We start from the raw sequence: 16,427 nt of genomic DNA on the forward strand, positions 1-16,427 counted from the left end.
TTCGAATCTAATTCCTGTCACAATTACGGTTTCAGCTCGATTATAATCATTGAATTTTCTGGATATCAGGAGGGGGCATGACCATGGCGGATATCTCTCGGCGCAGCCTGCTGAAGGGCACGGCGCTGCTGCTCGCAACGACGGCGCTGCCGCGCATTGCGTCGGCGCAGGACGTGCCGGCCGGCGGGCGCCTGATCGTTGCGGCCGATTCCGAGCCGAAGAACCTCAATCCCGCCATCGTCGCCTCGAACGGCGTCTTCTTCATTGCAAGCAAGGTCATCGAACCACTGGCCGAGGCCTCCTATGAAGGCACGGACGGTCTGGCACCACGTCTTGCCACGTCCTGGGAAGGTTCGCCGGACGGGCTCTCCGTCACCTTCAAGCTGCGCGAAAACGCCACCTGGCATGACGGCAAGCCGTTCACCTCGGCTGACGTCGCCTTCTCGGCGCTCAATGTGTGGAAACCGCTTCAGAACCTTGGCCGACTGGTCTTTGCCAATCTGCAGGCTGTCGATACGCCCGACGACCACACGGCAATCTTCCGCCTCTCGAAGCCTACGCCGTTCCAGCTCATCCGCAATGCGCTGCCGGCCGTCACCAGCGTCGTTCCAAAGCATGTTTTCGAAGGCACCGATATCGCCACCAATCCGGCCAACAATACGCTCATCGGTACCGGCCCCTTCAAATTCGCCGAGTACAAACCCGGCGAATATTACCGGCTCACGCGCAACGAAAATTACTGGCAGAAGGGCGAGCCGAAGCTCAACGAGATCGTCTACCGCGTGCTGCCGGACCGTGAATCGGCCGGAGCCGCGCTCGAGGCCGAGGAAATCCATCTCGCCGCCTTCTCGGCCGTGCCTCTTGCCGATCTCGACCGCATCTCGAAGGTCAACGGCATCAAGGTGATCTCCAAGGGTTATGAGGCGCTGACCTATCAGCTCGTCATCGAGATCAACCATCGCCGCAAGGAGCTTTCGGATCTGCGGGTTCGCCAGGCGATTGCCCATGCGATAGACAAGAAATTCGTCGTCGATACGATCTTCCTCGGCTACGCGACCGAAGCAACCGGCCCGATTCCGAAGAACTCCAAGGAATTCTACACGGCCGACGTTGCGAACTATAATTACGACGTGCAGGCGGCAAACGACCTGCTGGACCAGGGCGGCTACATGAGGGGACCCGACGGCAATCGGTTCCAGCTCAAGCTGCGCCCCGCCCCCTATTTCAACGAAACGCGCCAGTTTGGCGATTATCTGCGCCAGGCGCTGGCTGCGATCGGCATCGATGCCGTCATCGTCAATGCTGATGCGGCCGCCCATCAGAAGGCCGTCTATACCGACCATGATTTCGATATCGCCGTCGGCCCCCCGGTCTTCCGTGGCGATCCGGCGATCTCAACCACCATCCTCGTCCAGTCGGGAACGCCCGACGGCGTGCCCTTCTCCAACCAGGGCGGTTATGTCAGCGCGGAACTCGACAAGATCATCGCCCAGGCAGCCGTGACGGTGGATACGGCTGCCCGTACCGACCTCTACTACAAGTTCCAGCAGCTTGTGGTGGCCGAACTGCCGTTGATCAATGTCGCCGAATGGGGTTTTATCACGGTCGCTCGCGACACGGTGCTGAACGTCTCCGACAATCCGCGCTGGGCGGTCTCGAACTGGGGCGATACCGCGCTGCAATCGTGATAGGGTCGAAGGCGGATTTCCCTCAGAGGCCTCGTCCGGCGTGAAACGTGCACTCATCCTCCTGAGACGCAGGATCATCAGCAGCATTCCGGTGCTGATGATCGTGGTGATCTTCAGTTTCTTCCTGCTGGAGTCTGCCTCCGGTGATGCGGTCGATGCCTATCTCGGGTCGATCGGCGGCGGCGATGCCGCACTCATCAAGTCGCTGCGGGAGAGTTACGGCCTCGACCAATCCGTCCTTGCCCGCCTCTGGCTCTATCTTTCCTCGCTTGCCCGGCTCGATCTCGGCTGGTCGGTGGCTTTCAACCGCCCGGTGCGGGATCTGATTGCCGAACGGTTGCCGAACACGCTGCTCCTGATGGGAAGCGCAACAGCACTTTCCTTCGGCCTCGGTTCGACGCTCGGCATTCTGGCGGGCGCGAAGCCCGGCAGCTTTCGTGACCGTTTTCTCTCGATCGGTTCGCTGATCGTCTATGCCATACCGAGCTTCTGGCTGGGACTGGTGCTCAGCATCCTCTTTTCCGTCAAGCTGCGCTGGCTGCCGATTGCCGGCATCGAGACCATCGCCTCCGGCAAGACGGGCTTTTCGCGTGCGCTCGATATCGCACAGCATCTGGCCCTGCCGGTCGGAGCGCTCGCTCTCATCTATCTGGCACTGTTCCTGCGCGTCATGCGCTCCGGCATGGCGGAGGCCTGGAAACTCGATTTCGTGCTGTTTGCCAGGGCGAAGGGTTTGTCGCGCGGCCGCATCGTGCTGCGCCATGTGGCGCGCAATGCCCTCTTGCCCCTCGTCACCATGCTCGGCCTGCAGTCCGCTGCCATGCTTGGCGGCAGCGTGGTGATCGAGAGCGTCTTTGCCATTCCGGGCTTCGGCAGGCTGGCGCAGGAGGCGGTCAACGGCCGCGATGCGCCGCTCCTGATGGGCATCATCCTCACCAGCGCCGTTCTCGTCATCTGCATCAATTTCATCGTTGATCTCGTTTATGCCGCCCTCGATCCCCGCATCGGCGCATCGGAGAGCCGCATATGAGCCTGCTGCGCCGTCTCCTGCAAACTCCGGAAGGCGCGATCGGGCTTGCCATCCTTCTAGCTCTCCTGGCCGCCGGCCTGCTGGCGCCAGTCCTGTCGCCAGGAGACCCCCTGCGGATTGCCGGCCGGGCGATGCTCACGCCCTTCGCCGATGCGCACCTGCCGCTCGGTACCGACAGGCTGGGGCGCGATGTGCTTGCCGGCCTGCTCCATGGCGCGCGGACCTCGCTGGTCGTCGGTATTGCCGCAGCTCTTTCCGCCATGGTTCTCGGGCTTCTTGTCGGCATGGCCGCCGGCTTTGCCGGCGGTATCATCGACGAAGCACTGATGCGTGTCGTCGATGCTTTCCAGATCGTTCCGGGCTTTCTGCTGGCCCTTGCCTTCGTCAGCACCGTCGGCGTGTCAACGCCGGTTGTCGTCTTCGCTATCGCGCTCGGGACCTGGGCCGATCCGGCGCGGTTGACGCGGGCGCAGGTGCTGTCCATCCGCGAACGGGACTATGTGGCCGCCGCGCGCGTGATCGGCATGCATCCGGCCGAGATCGCCTTCAGGGAAATCCTTCCAAACGCCCTTCCGCCTGTCCTGGCGCTGTCGGCGACGATCGTTGCCGGCGCGATCCTCACGGAAGCGGCGCTTTCCTTCCTCGGTCTCGGCAATCCCAACCTCGCCACCTGGGGATCGATGATCGCGGAGGGCCGAAGCGTGCTGCGCTCGGCCGCCTATCTTTCTGTGCTGCCGGGGATGGCATTGGCAATCACAGTGCTTGGTGTTCATCTTTTCAGCGAGGGTCTGACCCGGGCACTCGACGGAGGCGAAGGCCCATGACGGCTGTCCCCTTCTGCAGCGTGAGAGGGCTTTCCGTCCGCTATGGACAGGAAGCGGCGCTGAAATCCGTCAATCTGGACCTCATCGAAGGCGAGAGGCTGGCAATCATCGGCGAAAGCGGGTCCGGCAAGACGACACTCGGACGGACGCTGGCCGGCCTTCTGCCGGACAGGGCCAGGGTCGAGGGCAGCATCAGCTGGCCAGCGCTCGGCCACGCTCCGCTGCCCGGCCGCGATTTCGGTCTTGTTCTTCAGGATCCCGGCACCAGTCTCAATCCGGTGCTGACGATCGGCGAGCAGATCGCCGAGAGCGCTCGACAGCATCTCGGCCTGAACTGGCGGCAGGCCCTCGCCCACGCCGAAGAGCTTCTGGAACGGGTACGCCTGCCGCAGCCGACAAAGGCCATGCGCGCCTTTCCGCACCAACTCTCGGGCGGCCAGCGGCAGCGCGTGGCGATCGCGGCGGCGATTGCGGCCAAACCCGCGCTGCTGATCGCCGATGAGGCAACCAGCGCGCTCGATGTCGTGGTCCAGGCGGAGATCGTCAAACTTCTCGACGGGCTGGTGCGGGAAGAAGGCATGACGCTGCTCTTCATTACCCATGATATCGCGCTCGCCTCCGGCTTCGTCGATCGTGTTGCCGTCTTCCGCGCCGGAGAACTGCTGGAGGCCGGTCCCGTTCGGTCGGTGCTATCCTCGCGAGCCGACGCCTATACCGCGGCGCTGATCTCCAGCCATCGCGATCTCTCCACACCGCCGCTGATTGCGGAGGTGGCGCCGTGACCGTGCTTCTGAGCGTCGATGCGCTTACAAAGGCCTATTCCAGCGCCGGCCGGCAGATCGCCGCCCTCGACAATGTCTCCTTGGCGATAGGTTCCGGTGAAACCTTGGGATTGGTCGGCGCCTCGGGCAGCGGAAAATCGACGCTGTCACGCGTGCTCCTGCGCCTGCTGGAACCCGATTCCGGCTCCATCCGCTTTGCAGGACAAGATTGGCGTGCACTTCGCGGAGCCGCACTCCGGCGCAGCCGTGCGGGTATGCAAATGGTCTTTCAGGATCCGCTCGGCGCCTTCAATCCGCTGGCATCGGTCGCCTCGGTTCTCGATGACCCGTTGCGGATTCACGCCATTGCTGACAGGGACCGGCGGCCGGCGGAAATTGCCACCCTGCTGGAGCGCGTCGGCCTGCCCCCGGCCTTTGCCTCCCGCCCGGTCCGTACGCTGTCGGGCGGGCAACGCCAGCGCGTCGCCATTGCCCGTGCCATTGCGACGCGGCCGTCACTGCTGGTGCTGGACGAATCCGTCTCGGCGCTCGACGTGACCGTTCGCGGCCGCATCCTGGAATTGCTGGTCGAGTTGCAGCGCGAACGCGGCCTCGCCTATCTCTTCATATCCCATGACCTCGCGGTCGTGCGCGCGATCTCGCACCGCATCGCGGTCATGGATGCCGGCCGTATCGTCGAGGAAGGGCTGGCGGCAGATGTCGTCAATGCGCCGCAATCCGATGCAGCGCGCCGGCTCGTCGCGGCCGTGCCGCGTCTTGTAACCGAATCCGTCTGAAGGAGCTTCCCATGACCGAAGTCGCCTGGAACCCGCTCTATGGTGCGCCGGTCTATCCGGCCGAACGTTACGCCGCTCTCGCCCGCCGCATCGGTGCGATCCTGAAGACGGATAACGACGTTCTGCTGGTGCAGGCCGAGGCCGTGGTGGCGCTCGAGGCCGTTGCGACCAGCCTTGCCAGACCGGGCCTTTCCGCACTGAACGTCGTCACCAGCCCCTATGGCAGCTGGTTCGGGCAATGGCTGCGGCGCGGCGGGGCCGACGTCATTGATCTCGTCGCCCAGCCCGGCCGGCCCATCGAGGCCGGGGCAATCGCCGTTGCGCTGGATGCCAACCCTGCGGTCGGCGTGCTGGTGCTCGTCCACGCGGAATCGGCAAGCGGAATCCTCAATCCACTGCCTCAGATCGTCGCTCTCGCAGCGGCACGGGGCATCCTGACGATAGTCGATGCCGTCGCTTCCGTCGGCGGCCACGCGCTCGATGTCGATGCGCTGGACATCGACATCGCCGTGATCGGTCCGCAGAAAGCGCTTGGCGGGCCGGCAGGCATTTCTGCTCTGTCGGTCAGCCGGCGGGCCTGGGAACTCATCCTCCACGACGAGGCGCCGCATGATTCCATCCTGTCGCTGGCCGACCTGAAGGCCTGGGCGGATGCCGGCGGCGCGCTGCCGGGGACACCGGCGCCGCTTGAATTCTTTGCGCTGGAAGCCGCCCTCGACCGGGTCGAGGCGGAGGGTCTCGGGCAGATCGTCGCCCGTCATGAGCGAGCCGCCTCGGCAAGCCGGGCCGGCCTTGCCGCGCTGGGCGCCAGCCTTTGGGTGCCGGGCGAACACGCATCGAACCTCGTGACGGCAGTTTCCCCGCCGTCAGGAATTGAGGCCAGCTCCATAACCGGTTTTGCGGCGGCACTGGGCATCGACCTGTCGCCCGGTGTCGGGACGGGCTCGTCTCACCTTGTGCGTCTCAACCACACGGGGCCGCGGGCAAACTTCCAGAGCGTGCTCGCAAATGTCGCGGCCTACGGCGCCGCGCTTGGCCGGGCCGGCCTGCCTGCGAATATCGGCGCCGCGTCGGAAGCTGTCGTGAGGATCTACAGCAGCTAACTGCTCAGTACCAGGAGTTCGGCACCGGCTGCCAGAAGAACAATTCCTCCTCGCGCAGGCTGCGCAAACGGCTTTCGGAATCCTCTTTCGGCGCGCCGTCGGCAGTTTCGAACAGCGGCTGGCCACGGCTTCGGAGAAGCTTCGCAAAGAAAGTTCTGAATGCCGCAAACATACGTCACCTCCTGGAAAACCGGGCCACGATCTTCGCACGGATTTCCGGGTCAGGAAATATTGTCTACAAAATTACTATTCTAATTTGCGCCAGCGTGCCGCGTTCAGATACTACCGGAGGACCGGCTCCTAAAAAGGCATTGCACGGTCAAGGAGAAGCCGCCGAGGGAGATCAGGGCCAGTCCGACGCTCGCCCTTGAGAATCGAACCTTTCCGATGCACGAAGAGATCGACAGGAAGAGATCGAGGACGACGGAATGAGCGATGCGCGCGGACTTCAGATAATGTTCAAGAACCATACGACCTTGCTGAAATGGCACCGGCTGCGCCGGCGCATGGCCGATCCGCTGTTTTCGGCGGAAGTGATGGCGGAAGGATTCAAAGCCGGCGCATCGATGGAACTCGACCTGCGTGTGCGCGCCGATGGCGGCTTCGTCGTGCTGCATGACAAGGATCTGGAAGGCGAGACGTCCGGGCACGGCATCATTGCTCAAAAGAGCCTGGCGGAACTGCGCGGTCTGCGCATGAAGGACGGCGATCGTCCGATTCTCACCAGCGAGGATCTGGCCGCCATGCTGCAATCGGCCCATCCGGACGCGTTGCTGCAGTTCGACATGAAGGACGATTACGAGGCGATCGGCGAAAAGGGGATCGCCCATCTTGCTGAACACCTGCAACGGATTTCCGCCTCCGTCATCGTCAGCGCCGGAAGTCAGGAGCTGATCCTGGCCGTCAAGGAAAAGCTGCCGCATCTGCGCCGCGGTATCGACCCGAGCGACAAGCTGGGCAATATCTGCAAGGCAGGAGGCTGGAATGCAGTCGAAAAGGAGTTGCTCGCCGATCTTCGCGGCCCGACGGAGCCGGAAACAATCTACCTTTACTGGCCGATGCTGCTCGATGCCGCAAAGGCCGGCCTCGATATGATCGCGGTCTGCCACAGCGAGGGCAAGCGGGTCGATGCCTGGACCTTCACGCTGAAGGATCCCGATGGCGGTTTCAACGATACCGAATGGGCGAATTTCTCGGCGCTGATGGCGCTGAAGCCCGATCAGATCACAACGGACGAAGCGCCTGCGACCGAGCGCGCGTGGCTGAGGCGAATGGCGGGCTGATTAGCCCGCCAGGCCTTCGAACTCGACAAGGAAAGCGAATTCTTCCGCCAGGCCGGGTGAATGGGCAATGACAGGGCCGCCATCTTCCAGCAGCGTGTCGACCGGCGGAATGGCGACCTTCGCACCGGCCTCCGAAGCAATCAGCGCCCCGGCAAGCATGTCCCAGGCATTGAGATGCCGTTCGTAAAAGAGGTCGGAGACGCCTTCCGCCACGCGCACGAGATCGACTGCCGCTGCCCCCATGCGGCGATAATCCATTCCGCGTTCATAAAGCCGCTTGGAAAGCGCCGCATAGTCGTCAAAGCTCGTCTTGCGTGAATGGCCGAGGACGACGATCGCGTTGGCGGGATCGGTCGTCAGGGCCGCATGGATCGGCTCACCTTCCTTGAAGGCGCCTTGGCCGCGGATCGCGGAAAAGACCTGATCATTGGCCGCATCATAGACCACGCCGACCTCCACCTTGCCATCGACAACAAAGGCGATGGAAACGCCCCAATGGCGGAAGCCGCGGATATAGTTGGTCGTGCCGTCGATGGGATCGACGACCCAGGTACCGGCCGAACCGGACTGTCCGCCGGTTTCCTCGCCCATGAATGTATCTTCGGGAAAGCGCGCCAGCAGCCCCTCGCGGATCGTCTGCTCGGCCCGCCTGTCTGCGACGGTGACGAAATCCTGCAATCCCTTGTTCTCGACGTTCAGCGCTCCCGGCTTTCCTTCACGCCTGAAGCGCGCGGCCTCGCGTCCTACCTTGCGGGCCACGTCGATTGCGACCTCCGCCCGCGCGGTCAGAGCAGAGGCATCAAATGCGGAATTCATCAGGCAGTCCTTCTTCTAATCAGCGTCACGGGGGTAAATTCGACGCGGGCCGTCATATCCGGTTCGGCCATCCTGGTCATCAGCAGATCGACCGTCTGCTCGGCCTGCAAATCGCAAGGCTGGCGGATGGTCGTAAGGTCGTAGGCCGCCCAGCTGGCCTGGGGGATGTCGTCATGGCCGATGACGCGCAGCGGCGGCTGATCCTCACGGCCAAGCCCTTTCATGATGCGGTCGATCACGCCGCAAGCCATGTAGTCGTTGGCGCAAAACAGGCCGTCGATGTCGAGCGTGGCAAGACCGGCGGCTGCGTCATAGCCGTTCCGGTAGTCGTTGACCCTTACCTCGATCATCCGCGGTTCGAGGCCGAACTGCCGACAGGCCGCCATGAAGGCCTCGCTGCGCCGCCTTGCCGTATAGGAGATGGAGGGCGCTGCCATAACCGCCGGCGCCGTCACGCCGCTTTCGATCAGATGCGTGGCGGCAAGGTGACCCGCCATGCGATCGTCGGAAATGATGCGGTCGACAAAGGGAATATCGTCGCCCTTGTTGATCAGCACGATCGGCACACCTTCGGCAGCACACTGCTCGCAGATCTCCGTCGGCGGCGCATCCGATGTGACGATGACGCCGGAGACGGCATAGTGCAGGAGCTGGCCGATGACGGTCGAGGTGTCCGCCTCCTTCGAGGTCGGCAGCAGAATGGGGCGGAAATTGCGGGCAATCAGCACCCGTGCCAGGTTTTCGATCTGCAACGTGCGGAACGGGTTATCGAGGCCGGCCGCGACAAGCCCGACGAGGTCGGAGCGCTTGTTGGTGAGGCTACGGGCCAGATAGTTCACCCGGTAGCCGAGCTCCTTGGCCGCCTGATAGACCTTTTCGCGCGTCTTCGGCGAGACGCTGGCATCGGGCGTGAAGGCACGAGACACGGCCGCGCGCGAAACGCCCGCCACGCGCGCCACGTCGAAGGACGTGACCTTTCTCGGTCCCTTGTTATCCCTGTCTGCCATGTCTCTCGTCCCTGGCGGCCGGGCGCATCAGATCGGGCAGGTCCGTACAGATGCCGAGCACCGGAAGCTTCATAATGTCGGAAAGAATGGCCGGCCGTTCCTCGTGCCACAACACGATCTCACGCCCTTCGCCAAAGGCCCGCTGCATCAGCTCCTGGCTGACCAGATCCTGCGGCCGTTCGCCGGCCCGCTCCCAGCAAAGGTGCAGGATGTCGGCGCCGGCCTCGTCGCCTGCCGCATGCGGATCGTGGCCGACACGGATCAGGACGGAGAGCGGGTAGTCGCAGCCCGCCTCGCGAAGTTCGCGCACCTGCGCGGTATCGAAGGAGCCGAGGCAGGCAAAGCGCTGGTTTTTCTCGGCAAGATGCTTCCAGCACAGAAGCCCGGTGCCCGGCGCCTTGAGTTCGATGTAGAGACCGGTATTGGTGCGCCGTCCGAGGGCTGCAACCGCCTCGAACGTGGGAACGTTCACGCCATCGAGGGCAGCAAGCTCGGCTGCCGTCATCTCGGAAATGCGCCTGTTGACGCCGAAGACGCGTTCGAGATGATCGTCATGGGAAACGACGACCACGCCATCTCTGGTCAGTTGCGTATCGAGCTCCCACATTTCCGCACCGAGTTCGGCCGCGCACTGGAAGGCTTCCAGCGTGTTTTCGCGCTCATGGCCGCTGGCGCCGCGATGGCCGATGCAGAACGGCAGGCTTCCCTTGTCGGAAGGCCAGCCGTAACGTTCGAAGAAGGACGAGAAATCACGCATCGATCAAAGCCTCCGGCCTTCCTCGTCGAAGACGAACACACCCTTGCTGTCGATTGCCCACTTTACCTCGTCGCCGACGGTGATGTCGTTGCGAACCGGCTGGATGGAGCGCAGCAGCGACCCACCGGCGAGCTGCACGTCGTAAAGGTTCTCTCGGCCCTGCGTTTCGGCGAACGTGACCTTGCCGCAAACAGTGATATCGCCGGCCGGATTGAAATGTTCGGGGCGCACGCCGAGCGTGAGCCTGGTGCCTTCCGCAGCCTTGACCGAGACCGGCACGCGGATTTCGCTTTCCGGCATCGCAAAGGCGCCGTCCTTCATCACGCCGCGCAAAAAAGTGATCGGCGGATTGCCGAGGAAGCCGGCGACGAAGGAGGTGCGCGGGTCGTTGTACATTTCCGCCGGCGTGGCGACCTGCACGATCTCGCCTTCCTTCATGATGGCAATGCGGTCGCACATGCTCATCGCCTCCACCTGATCGTGGGTCACGAGAACGGCAGTGATACCGGTCTCGCGCTGGATGCGGCGGATTTCCGATCGCATTTCGAGACGAAGCTTGGCGTCGAGATTGGCGAGCGGCTCGTCGAGCAGCAGCACATCCGGCTTGCGGATGAGCGCCCGAGCAAGCGCCACACGCTGCTGCTGGCCGCCCGAAAGCTGTGCCGGCCGGCGCTCCATCAGATTGCCGATCTGCACAAGACCGGAAATACGCTCGACCTCCTTGCGGATCTCGGTTGCACCGACGCCCTTCACCTTCAGCGGAAAGCCGATGTTTTCCGCAACCGTCATGTGCGGATAGAGCGCGTAGGACTGGAAGACGACGCCGACATTGCGCATCTGGCTCGGCAGGTCGGTCACGTCGCGATCGCCGAAGAGAATGCGCCCGCCCGTCGGGCGATGGATGCCGCAGATGGCAAACAGCGTCGTCGACTTGCCGCAACCGGAGGGGCCGAGCAGCGCCAGCATTTCGCCGCTGCCGACTTCGAGCTTCATGTTCTCGATGACCTTGGTGGAACCGAAGCTCTTCGAAAAATTGTCGAGGAGGATGCGCATCAGCCTTTGCTCCCGCCGCCATAGATGTTCATGAGATATTTGTGGAAGAGTGCGTAGACGATCATGACCGGGATGACGTAGAACACGCCGACCGCCTTGAACATATTGAAATCATAGTTGTTGTCGTCGCCGAGGAAGCCGGCGAGATAGACCGAGAGCACCTGCACCTGATTGCCGGGCGCCAGCACCTGCGGCAGGATATATTCACCCCAGCCTGACAGGAACGAGAAGAGCGCGAGCGCCATGATGCCCGGCCCGACCTGCGGCAGCACAAGGCTGCGCCAGACGCGGAAGCGCGAAGCACCGTCGACGACGCCGGCCATCTCGATTTCCCACGGCACCGTGTCGTAAAAGCCCTTCATCAGCCAGATGCCGAGCGGCAGGTCGATGGCCGCCTTCACCAGGATCACGCCGATCAGCGAATTATAGAGGCCGATCATCTGCAGCACGATGAAGATGGCGATGATCAGCGTCACCGACGGAAACGCATGCAACACCATGACGCCGGCCAGGAAAAAGCCGCGCGCCGGCACGTTGAGCCGCGACAGCACATAACCGGCCATCGACGAGACGATGACGACGACGCTCGTCGTGCAGGCGGCAAAGACCAAGGTATTGATCGTCACGACCCAGATATTCGGCTTGCCTTCCGTTGTCTGCCACAGGAAGCGCCATGGCTGGAGGGTGAAGCCGGAAGGGATGAGTGAGCCGGCTTCCTTCACCGTCACCGTGTCGAGGAAGAAGTAAGCGTACATCAGAAGCAGCGGCAGGCTGACGACCATCAGCGCGGCAACGACCGGCCAGCTGCTGAAATTCGCGGAAGGTTGCGCTTTTTCGGCCATGGTCAGTCCTCGATCAGCGGCTTGGAAACAAGCGTGCCGTAGTTGAAAATGCGCAGATAGATCAGCGACAGTGTCACGCCGATGACCACCAGCACGAGGGCCATGGCGGCACCCAGCCCATATTCGAGATTGCCGGCGTAGTTGTTGAGCGCCGTATGATAGGCGGCGAGCGCCCAGATCTCCGTTGCCTTTCCGGGGCCGCCGTTGGTCGAAAGCAGGGTTTCGTTGAAGGAGGCAAGCAGCGAAAGTGTCTGGTAGCAGGTGACGAAAAGGATCGGCCAGCGCATCTGCGGCAGGATGATGTAGCGGATCTGCTGCCAGCGCGACGCTCCATCGACCTCGCTCGCATAGAACTGGCTCTTCGGAATGGCCTTCATTGCCGAGGAGAACACCAGCATTCCCATCGAGGCCCCGATGAAGCCGTTGATCATGACGACGAAGACCCAGGCGTTATAGGCGTTATCGAGAAGGTAATTTTTCGGCGGGTAGCCGAACTTGCCCATCAGCGTGGAAATGAAGCCGGTGTCCCAGGCAAGCCATTTCCACAGCATCACGTAGATGACGACGGGCGTGATGCGCGGCAGCAACCAGACGCCGCGGAAGAAGGAAGCGGGTGCCGCCGGCATGTAATGTGTCCAGATGGCAAGCAGCAACGCATAACTGACATTGAAGATCATCAGCACCAGCGCGACATAAAGCACGGTATTGAGGAGAACGCGGGCCATATCCGGCGAAGAGGCCATGCGCGAGAAATTGTCCGATGTCCAGACCCAGCCGGTATAGGTCGCCGTTGCGACGGCCTCCTTCTGCTCCTGCGTGAGCTTGAAGCCAAGCGTATCGAGCGCGGAAAAGAGCTGCTCCTTGCTGTCGAAGCGTGCGTTGACGACCGAGCGGTTGAACTGGTCGGAGATCTGCTTGACCTCGCGCGTCGAGGGACGGTCCTTCAGGTCCTTGATCATGCGCTCGATTTCACGGCGCGACGGAAAAACCTCTTTCAGATGCTTTTCGCGCAGTTCCGAGACGATGCCGGAGGAAAGATTGAGAGCCTCGACGGCTTTCAGGCCGTCTTCGTCGATCGTGTAGCGCGGCTCGCCGAGCTGATCGGCAATATCGGGCATGGAGGATTCGAGCGTAATCAGCGAATTCGGCGCGACCTGATAGACGCCGCCGGAAATGCCGGTGGCGGTCGTCATGTTCGTCATGGAGAAGACGGCCGTCAGAACGACCGGCAGAAGGAAGAACAGGATGATCATGATCGCCGCGGGCGCAATCATCACCAGCCCGAGCGTTCTGGACGATTTCATGGAAGTCCCCTCTTGGACGACGGACCGGGAGGCGGCATAGGGGCCGCCTCCCGGCAGGGTGCGTCGATCTTAGCGGATGACGATCTTGTCGCCGAGCGTGCTCTTCAGCTCGCTCTCGGCATCGTTGACAGCAGCATCGACCGCCTTGGCGCCGGTCCAGGATGCTTCAAGGTTCTTCCACATGATGTTCCAATAGGTGCCGAAATCGGAATTGTTCGGCATCGCATTGGCGTAGGGCAGCAGGCGCTCGGTGGCTTCGCGCGTCCAGCGGTCGGCGGCGTAGAAATCGACGGCCGCTTCCGACTTGGAGACACCAAGGTGAGCCGACTTGACCGCATGCAGCGCATTGATGCGAGGCTCGGAAGCGATCGTGATCAGCTGGGCGGCGACCTGCGTATCTTCATCGCTGTGGCCGGCCGTCAGCAGATAGACGAGAGGATGCGTCAGCGTGTTGGCCTTGCCGCCTTCCCCGGCCGGGATCAGCGTGAAGACGATGTTGCCGAAGAAGTCCTTCAGGCCCTCCTGGTTGACCATGCGGGCATAATGCCAGGTGCCGGCGTCCCAGATGCCGGCCTTGCCGCTGGAGATTTCCTTCCACCACTGGTCGCCCGGCATGCCGATGTGGTTCTTCTTGGTAACGCCCGAAGCGACGGCATCGGCGAAGAACTGATAGGTGCGCTTCATCGCAGCCTTGTCGAAAACGAGCTTGCCGTTTTCTTCCATCACACCGCCGAAGGACGTGTAGAACTGCCAGTAATCCGGACCGTTGCTGGCGCGCGGATAAAAACCGTAGCCGGGCTGCACGAGGCCCTTGTCCTGCATCTTCTTGGCGTCTTCGAGCAGGTTCTTCATCGTGTACTTGCCGTCCTTGACGCTCTGCGGCAGGGCGTCGAGATCAGCATCGCTGTAGCCGATCGCCTTCATGTGCGGCTTCCAGAACAGCATCGGGCGGGATTCCGCGTCCTGCGGGATGCCGTAGACCGAGCCATTGTAGGAGGCGATCTGCATCAGGTTTTCGTAGATGTCGTTGAGCGGCCAGGAGTCGAGGTCGACATAATCTTCGACCGGAACGATGAGGCCGGCCTGCGACCACGGCGCGATGTCTTCATGGCCGCTGACGACGATGTTCGGAGCCTTCTTGGCTTCGGCAGCAAGCGTGAGCGCCTGCTTGAAATCGTCCCAGCCCGAGTAAGGGGTCTTTTCAACGATGATCTTCAGATCTTCGCCCTTCAGCGCCGCTTCGCGCTCGAGCTGACGGGCAGCGATGTCGATGGCATCGAGGCGATAGACGTCGTTCGGACCGGTACCGCCGGCCCAGACGCTGATGTGGACGTCCTTGGCAAGCGCAAAAACAGAGGTCGAAGCCAGGATGGCGGCTGCGACGGTAAGGGACTTCAGTGTCGGCAAAAGAGTCATTTTCTTCATCTCCCCAGAAGAGCAGTGTGAGGCCTCTTGACGGGTCATCACTGGTGTTGACGGCCGTTTCGAAAGCCCCACGAAAACGTGGCGTGTCCCGCTCTAGGGGGCGAACGTAACGACCGAATGACAAAATTGAGCACGTGTGCAAAATTATTATGACGATGTTCGCGGCGCGGTCAATTGCCGATGGAAATTGTAGGAGATATCGCTCAATGTCTCAAATATTGCAAAATGTCACAAATTAAATAAGGAATATATTCCTGTAATTGTACACACCACGAGCCCTCGCCACCGAGTGATCATATACACGTAATATAATTATACACAATCGCAAGATCGTTATTTACTAACAGACAGTACACATGTTTTATCTATCTGACAGCGTGCTTTGATACTCGAAGTATTAATAATATGATCATATATATTCGAGGTAATCTCTCTTTCTTCGGTGAGGCCTCTCAAGAGCAGAGGTTTCTTTGTGGCGTTTGCTGATAATGGCGTGAAAATATCCCCCATACGGTCGCGCACCTCATAAGTTCTGACGCATGGGCCGATTGCCAAGTCGAACGTCAAAGCCTCTGCTTCAGGGAATTGTATACGCTTCAGGGCTACAATACTGTACAGCCAAAGTAACAGCCCCCGCGGACGCATCTCTCGGGGCGACTGCCTTAGGTCTCGTTAGCGACGCGTCAAACCTCGAGTCGTTGCTGAGAAGCACTTATTTGCTTCCGTCGGCTATTGCAGACCGGTCCGGTCACTTGAACAATGAAACATCAACCTGGGTGGACCGGCACAATGGCCAAGAGGACCAAAAGTCCAAGCTTCAGAAAAATCAAGTTCACGTTTTCCGGCGACCTGACGCCGCCAGCACCACCGCCGCCGCCAAGCCACGAGTCAGAAGTCATTGTCGCCAAATTCGAAGCGGGCCTACAGCCGGAACGTCCTGCACGCATTATCTCACTGGTCGTGACTTCAACAGAAATAGTACCGCGTTACCGCGCTACAAGCTCGGCGCTTTTGGGCACCAGCGTCGATTCCACGCTTCACGGTGCACATGCAACCGCCAAACATGTGTTAGCGATGCTTAGAGAATCCCATAACAGATTGTCGCTCCGCCGCATCGTCGACGCGGAACGGGGCGCGTCAGAATTCGAGCCTCATTTTGAAGCCAAGATGTTGGCAGCTGCCCTTTACTACCACTCAACATTCGCCTCGCGATGACGCGGCGCATGAAACTTGAAGGCCTGTGATAAGGGCAGGAAGCGCACGATTTGAACGCGACAATTCAGCGCTCGATCTGCGTTTCCTGCTGACCCGGGAGAATGCTGGCCGTTATGCGACGTCGCTTTCTGATTGCCGAAATCCTCGGGGTGATCCACCTTCGGAGTTCCTAACCTTGACGCTCCCGTCGCCCAAGCAAGTCCGGAAACAACAGCGACGGCATAGCGCACCTGACATCACCTCGTAAGCGGCGTTGAATGATGTAGTTCAACGCCGCAGCCGTTGCCGCGAAAGCAATGATCGCCCGCTTTCTTCGTATGCAGGCTTTTAATCTTCGGCGGTTTTGCATCGCGCTCCGTGAGGGCCGATTTCCGTTTACCGAGGAGCTCGGAATCCACCCCGAGGCCACTGCCAACGCTGGCCTTCTCGTCGGGCTCGCTTTCTACGGGTAGGATGGACGGATCTCCTTCGACCTATGTCGAGCGTACATAAACAGGCGGCTCGTGTTGATGTGTGGTATCG

The 16,427-nt window shown here is 61.4% G+C and carries 16 protein-coding genes; 8 read left to right on the plus strand and 8 right to left on the minus strand.

Translation table 11 applies throughout. From position 1 onward, the window contains the following. Positions 1-77: 77 nt before the first annotated feature. The 6 genes from ACFPWW_RS13685 to ACFPWW_RS13710 are packed head-to-tail and all read left to right on the plus strand — an operon-like array spanning position 78 to position 6,203. On the plus strand, positions 78-1,688 hold the full coding sequence (locus tag ACFPWW_RS13685) for an ABC transporter substrate-binding protein (protein WP_377312053.1): 1,611 nt from the start codon (positions 78-80) through the stop codon (positions 1,686-1,688). 40 nt (positions 1,689-1,728) lie between these two features. After that, positions 1,729-2,718 (plus strand): ABC transporter permease, encoded by a 990-nt coding sequence (locus tag ACFPWW_RS13690; RefSeq protein ID WP_377312054.1) that lies wholly within the window; start codon positions 1,729-1,731, stop codon positions 2,716-2,718. Continuing rightward, complete coding sequence (locus ACFPWW_RS13695; RefSeq protein WP_112572438.1) at positions 2,715-3,542, plus strand: ABC transporter permease; 828 nt, start codon at positions 2,715-2,717, stop codon at positions 3,540-3,542. The genes ACFPWW_RS13690 and ACFPWW_RS13695 overlap by 4 nt, the downstream gene beginning before the upstream one ends. Next, complete coding sequence (locus ACFPWW_RS13700) at positions 3,539-4,324, plus strand: ABC transporter ATP-binding protein (protein ID WP_113412240.1); 786 nt, start codon at positions 3,539-3,541, stop codon at positions 4,322-4,324. Before ACFPWW_RS13695 ends, ACFPWW_RS13700 begins: the two co-directional genes overlap by 4 nt. After that, positions 4,321-5,100, plus strand: coding sequence for an ABC transporter ATP-binding protein (locus ACFPWW_RS13705; RefSeq protein ID WP_377312055.1), 780 nt, complete (start codon positions 4,321-4,323; stop codon positions 5,098-5,100). The genes ACFPWW_RS13700 and ACFPWW_RS13705 overlap by 4 nt, the downstream gene beginning before the upstream one ends. Before the next feature lie 11 nt (positions 5,101-5,111). Further along, positions 5,112-6,203, plus strand: coding sequence for a pyridoxal-phosphate-dependent aminotransferase family protein (locus tag ACFPWW_RS13710; RefSeq protein ID WP_377312056.1), 1,092 nt, complete (start codon positions 5,112-5,114; stop codon positions 6,201-6,203). Between the two features lie 4 nt (positions 6,204-6,207). Here ACFPWW_RS13710 and ACFPWW_RS13715 read toward each other — a convergent pair whose 3' ends face one another. Next, on the minus strand, positions 6,208-6,375 hold the full coding sequence (locus ACFPWW_RS13715) for a hypothetical protein (RefSeq protein WP_162702933.1): 168 nt from the start codon (positions 6,373-6,375) through the stop codon (positions 6,208-6,210). 256 nt (positions 6,376-6,631) lie between these two features. On the opposite strand from ACFPWW_RS13715, the gene ACFPWW_RS13720 reads away from it, so the two are divergent. Further along, positions 6,632-7,486, plus strand: coding sequence for a glycerophosphodiester phosphodiesterase (locus ACFPWW_RS13720; protein WP_377312057.1), 855 nt, complete (start codon positions 6,632-6,634; stop codon positions 7,484-7,486). Here the strand turns inward: ACFPWW_RS13720 and ACFPWW_RS13725 are convergent, their stop codons facing one another. The 7 genes from ACFPWW_RS13725 to ACFPWW_RS13755 form a co-directional block, all read right to left on the minus strand. Continuing rightward, complete coding sequence (locus ACFPWW_RS13725; protein ID WP_112704450.1) at positions 7,487-8,302, minus strand: inositol monophosphatase family protein; 816 nt, start codon at positions 8,300-8,302, stop codon at positions 7,487-7,489. Next, positions 8,302-9,309 carry a LacI family DNA-binding transcriptional regulator gene (locus ACFPWW_RS13730; RefSeq protein ID WP_112572448.1) on the minus strand — a complete coding sequence of 336 codons (1,008 nt, stop codon included), beginning with the start codon at positions 9,307-9,309 and terminating at the stop codon, positions 8,302-8,304. The genes ACFPWW_RS13725 and ACFPWW_RS13730 overlap by 1 nt, the downstream gene beginning before the upstream one ends. Further along, positions 9,293-10,066: a glycerophosphodiester phosphodiesterase gene (locus ACFPWW_RS13735; protein WP_112572450.1), complete on the minus strand. Its 774-nt coding sequence runs from the start codon at positions 10,064-10,066 to the stop codon at positions 9,293-9,295. Before ACFPWW_RS13735 ends, ACFPWW_RS13730 begins: the two co-directional genes overlap by 17 nt. A gap of 3 nt (positions 10,067-10,069) precedes the next feature. After that, on the minus strand, positions 10,070-11,119 hold the full coding sequence (locus ACFPWW_RS13740) for an ABC transporter ATP-binding protein (protein ID WP_112572452.1): 1,050 nt from the start codon (positions 11,117-11,119) through the stop codon (positions 10,070-10,072). Further along, entirely contained in the window at positions 11,119-11,961 is an 843-nt protein-coding gene (locus ACFPWW_RS13745; RefSeq protein ID WP_112756075.1) for a carbohydrate ABC transporter permease, read from the minus strand. Before ACFPWW_RS13745 ends, ACFPWW_RS13740 begins: the two co-directional genes overlap by 1 nt. Before the next feature lie 2 nt (positions 11,962-11,963). Then, positions 11,964-13,265, minus strand: coding sequence for an ABC transporter permease subunit (locus tag ACFPWW_RS13750; protein ID WP_112572456.1), 1,302 nt, complete (start codon positions 13,263-13,265; stop codon positions 11,964-11,966). 69 nt (positions 13,266-13,334) lie between these two features. Next, the gene (locus tag ACFPWW_RS13755) at positions 13,335-14,681 is read right to left on the minus strand and encodes an extracellular solute-binding protein (RefSeq protein WP_112572458.1); all 1,347 of its coding nucleotides are present in this window, start codon (positions 14,679-14,681) and stop codon (positions 13,335-13,337) included. Positions 14,682-15,479: 798 nt separating this feature from the next. Between ACFPWW_RS13755 and ACFPWW_RS13760 the strand changes: the two genes are divergently transcribed. Continuing rightward, the gene (locus ACFPWW_RS13760) at positions 15,480-15,905 is read left to right on the plus strand and encodes a hypothetical protein (protein WP_377312059.1); all 426 of its coding nucleotides are present in this window, start codon (positions 15,480-15,482) and stop codon (positions 15,903-15,905) included. Positions 15,906-16,427: the final 522 nt, after the last annotated feature.

Origin of the sequence: Rhizobium sp. GCM10022189 (assembly GCF_042656325.1) — a bacterium.
In the GTDB taxonomy this organism is placed as follows: domain Bacteria; phylum Pseudomonadota; class Alphaproteobacteria; order Rhizobiales; family Rhizobiaceae; genus Rhizobium.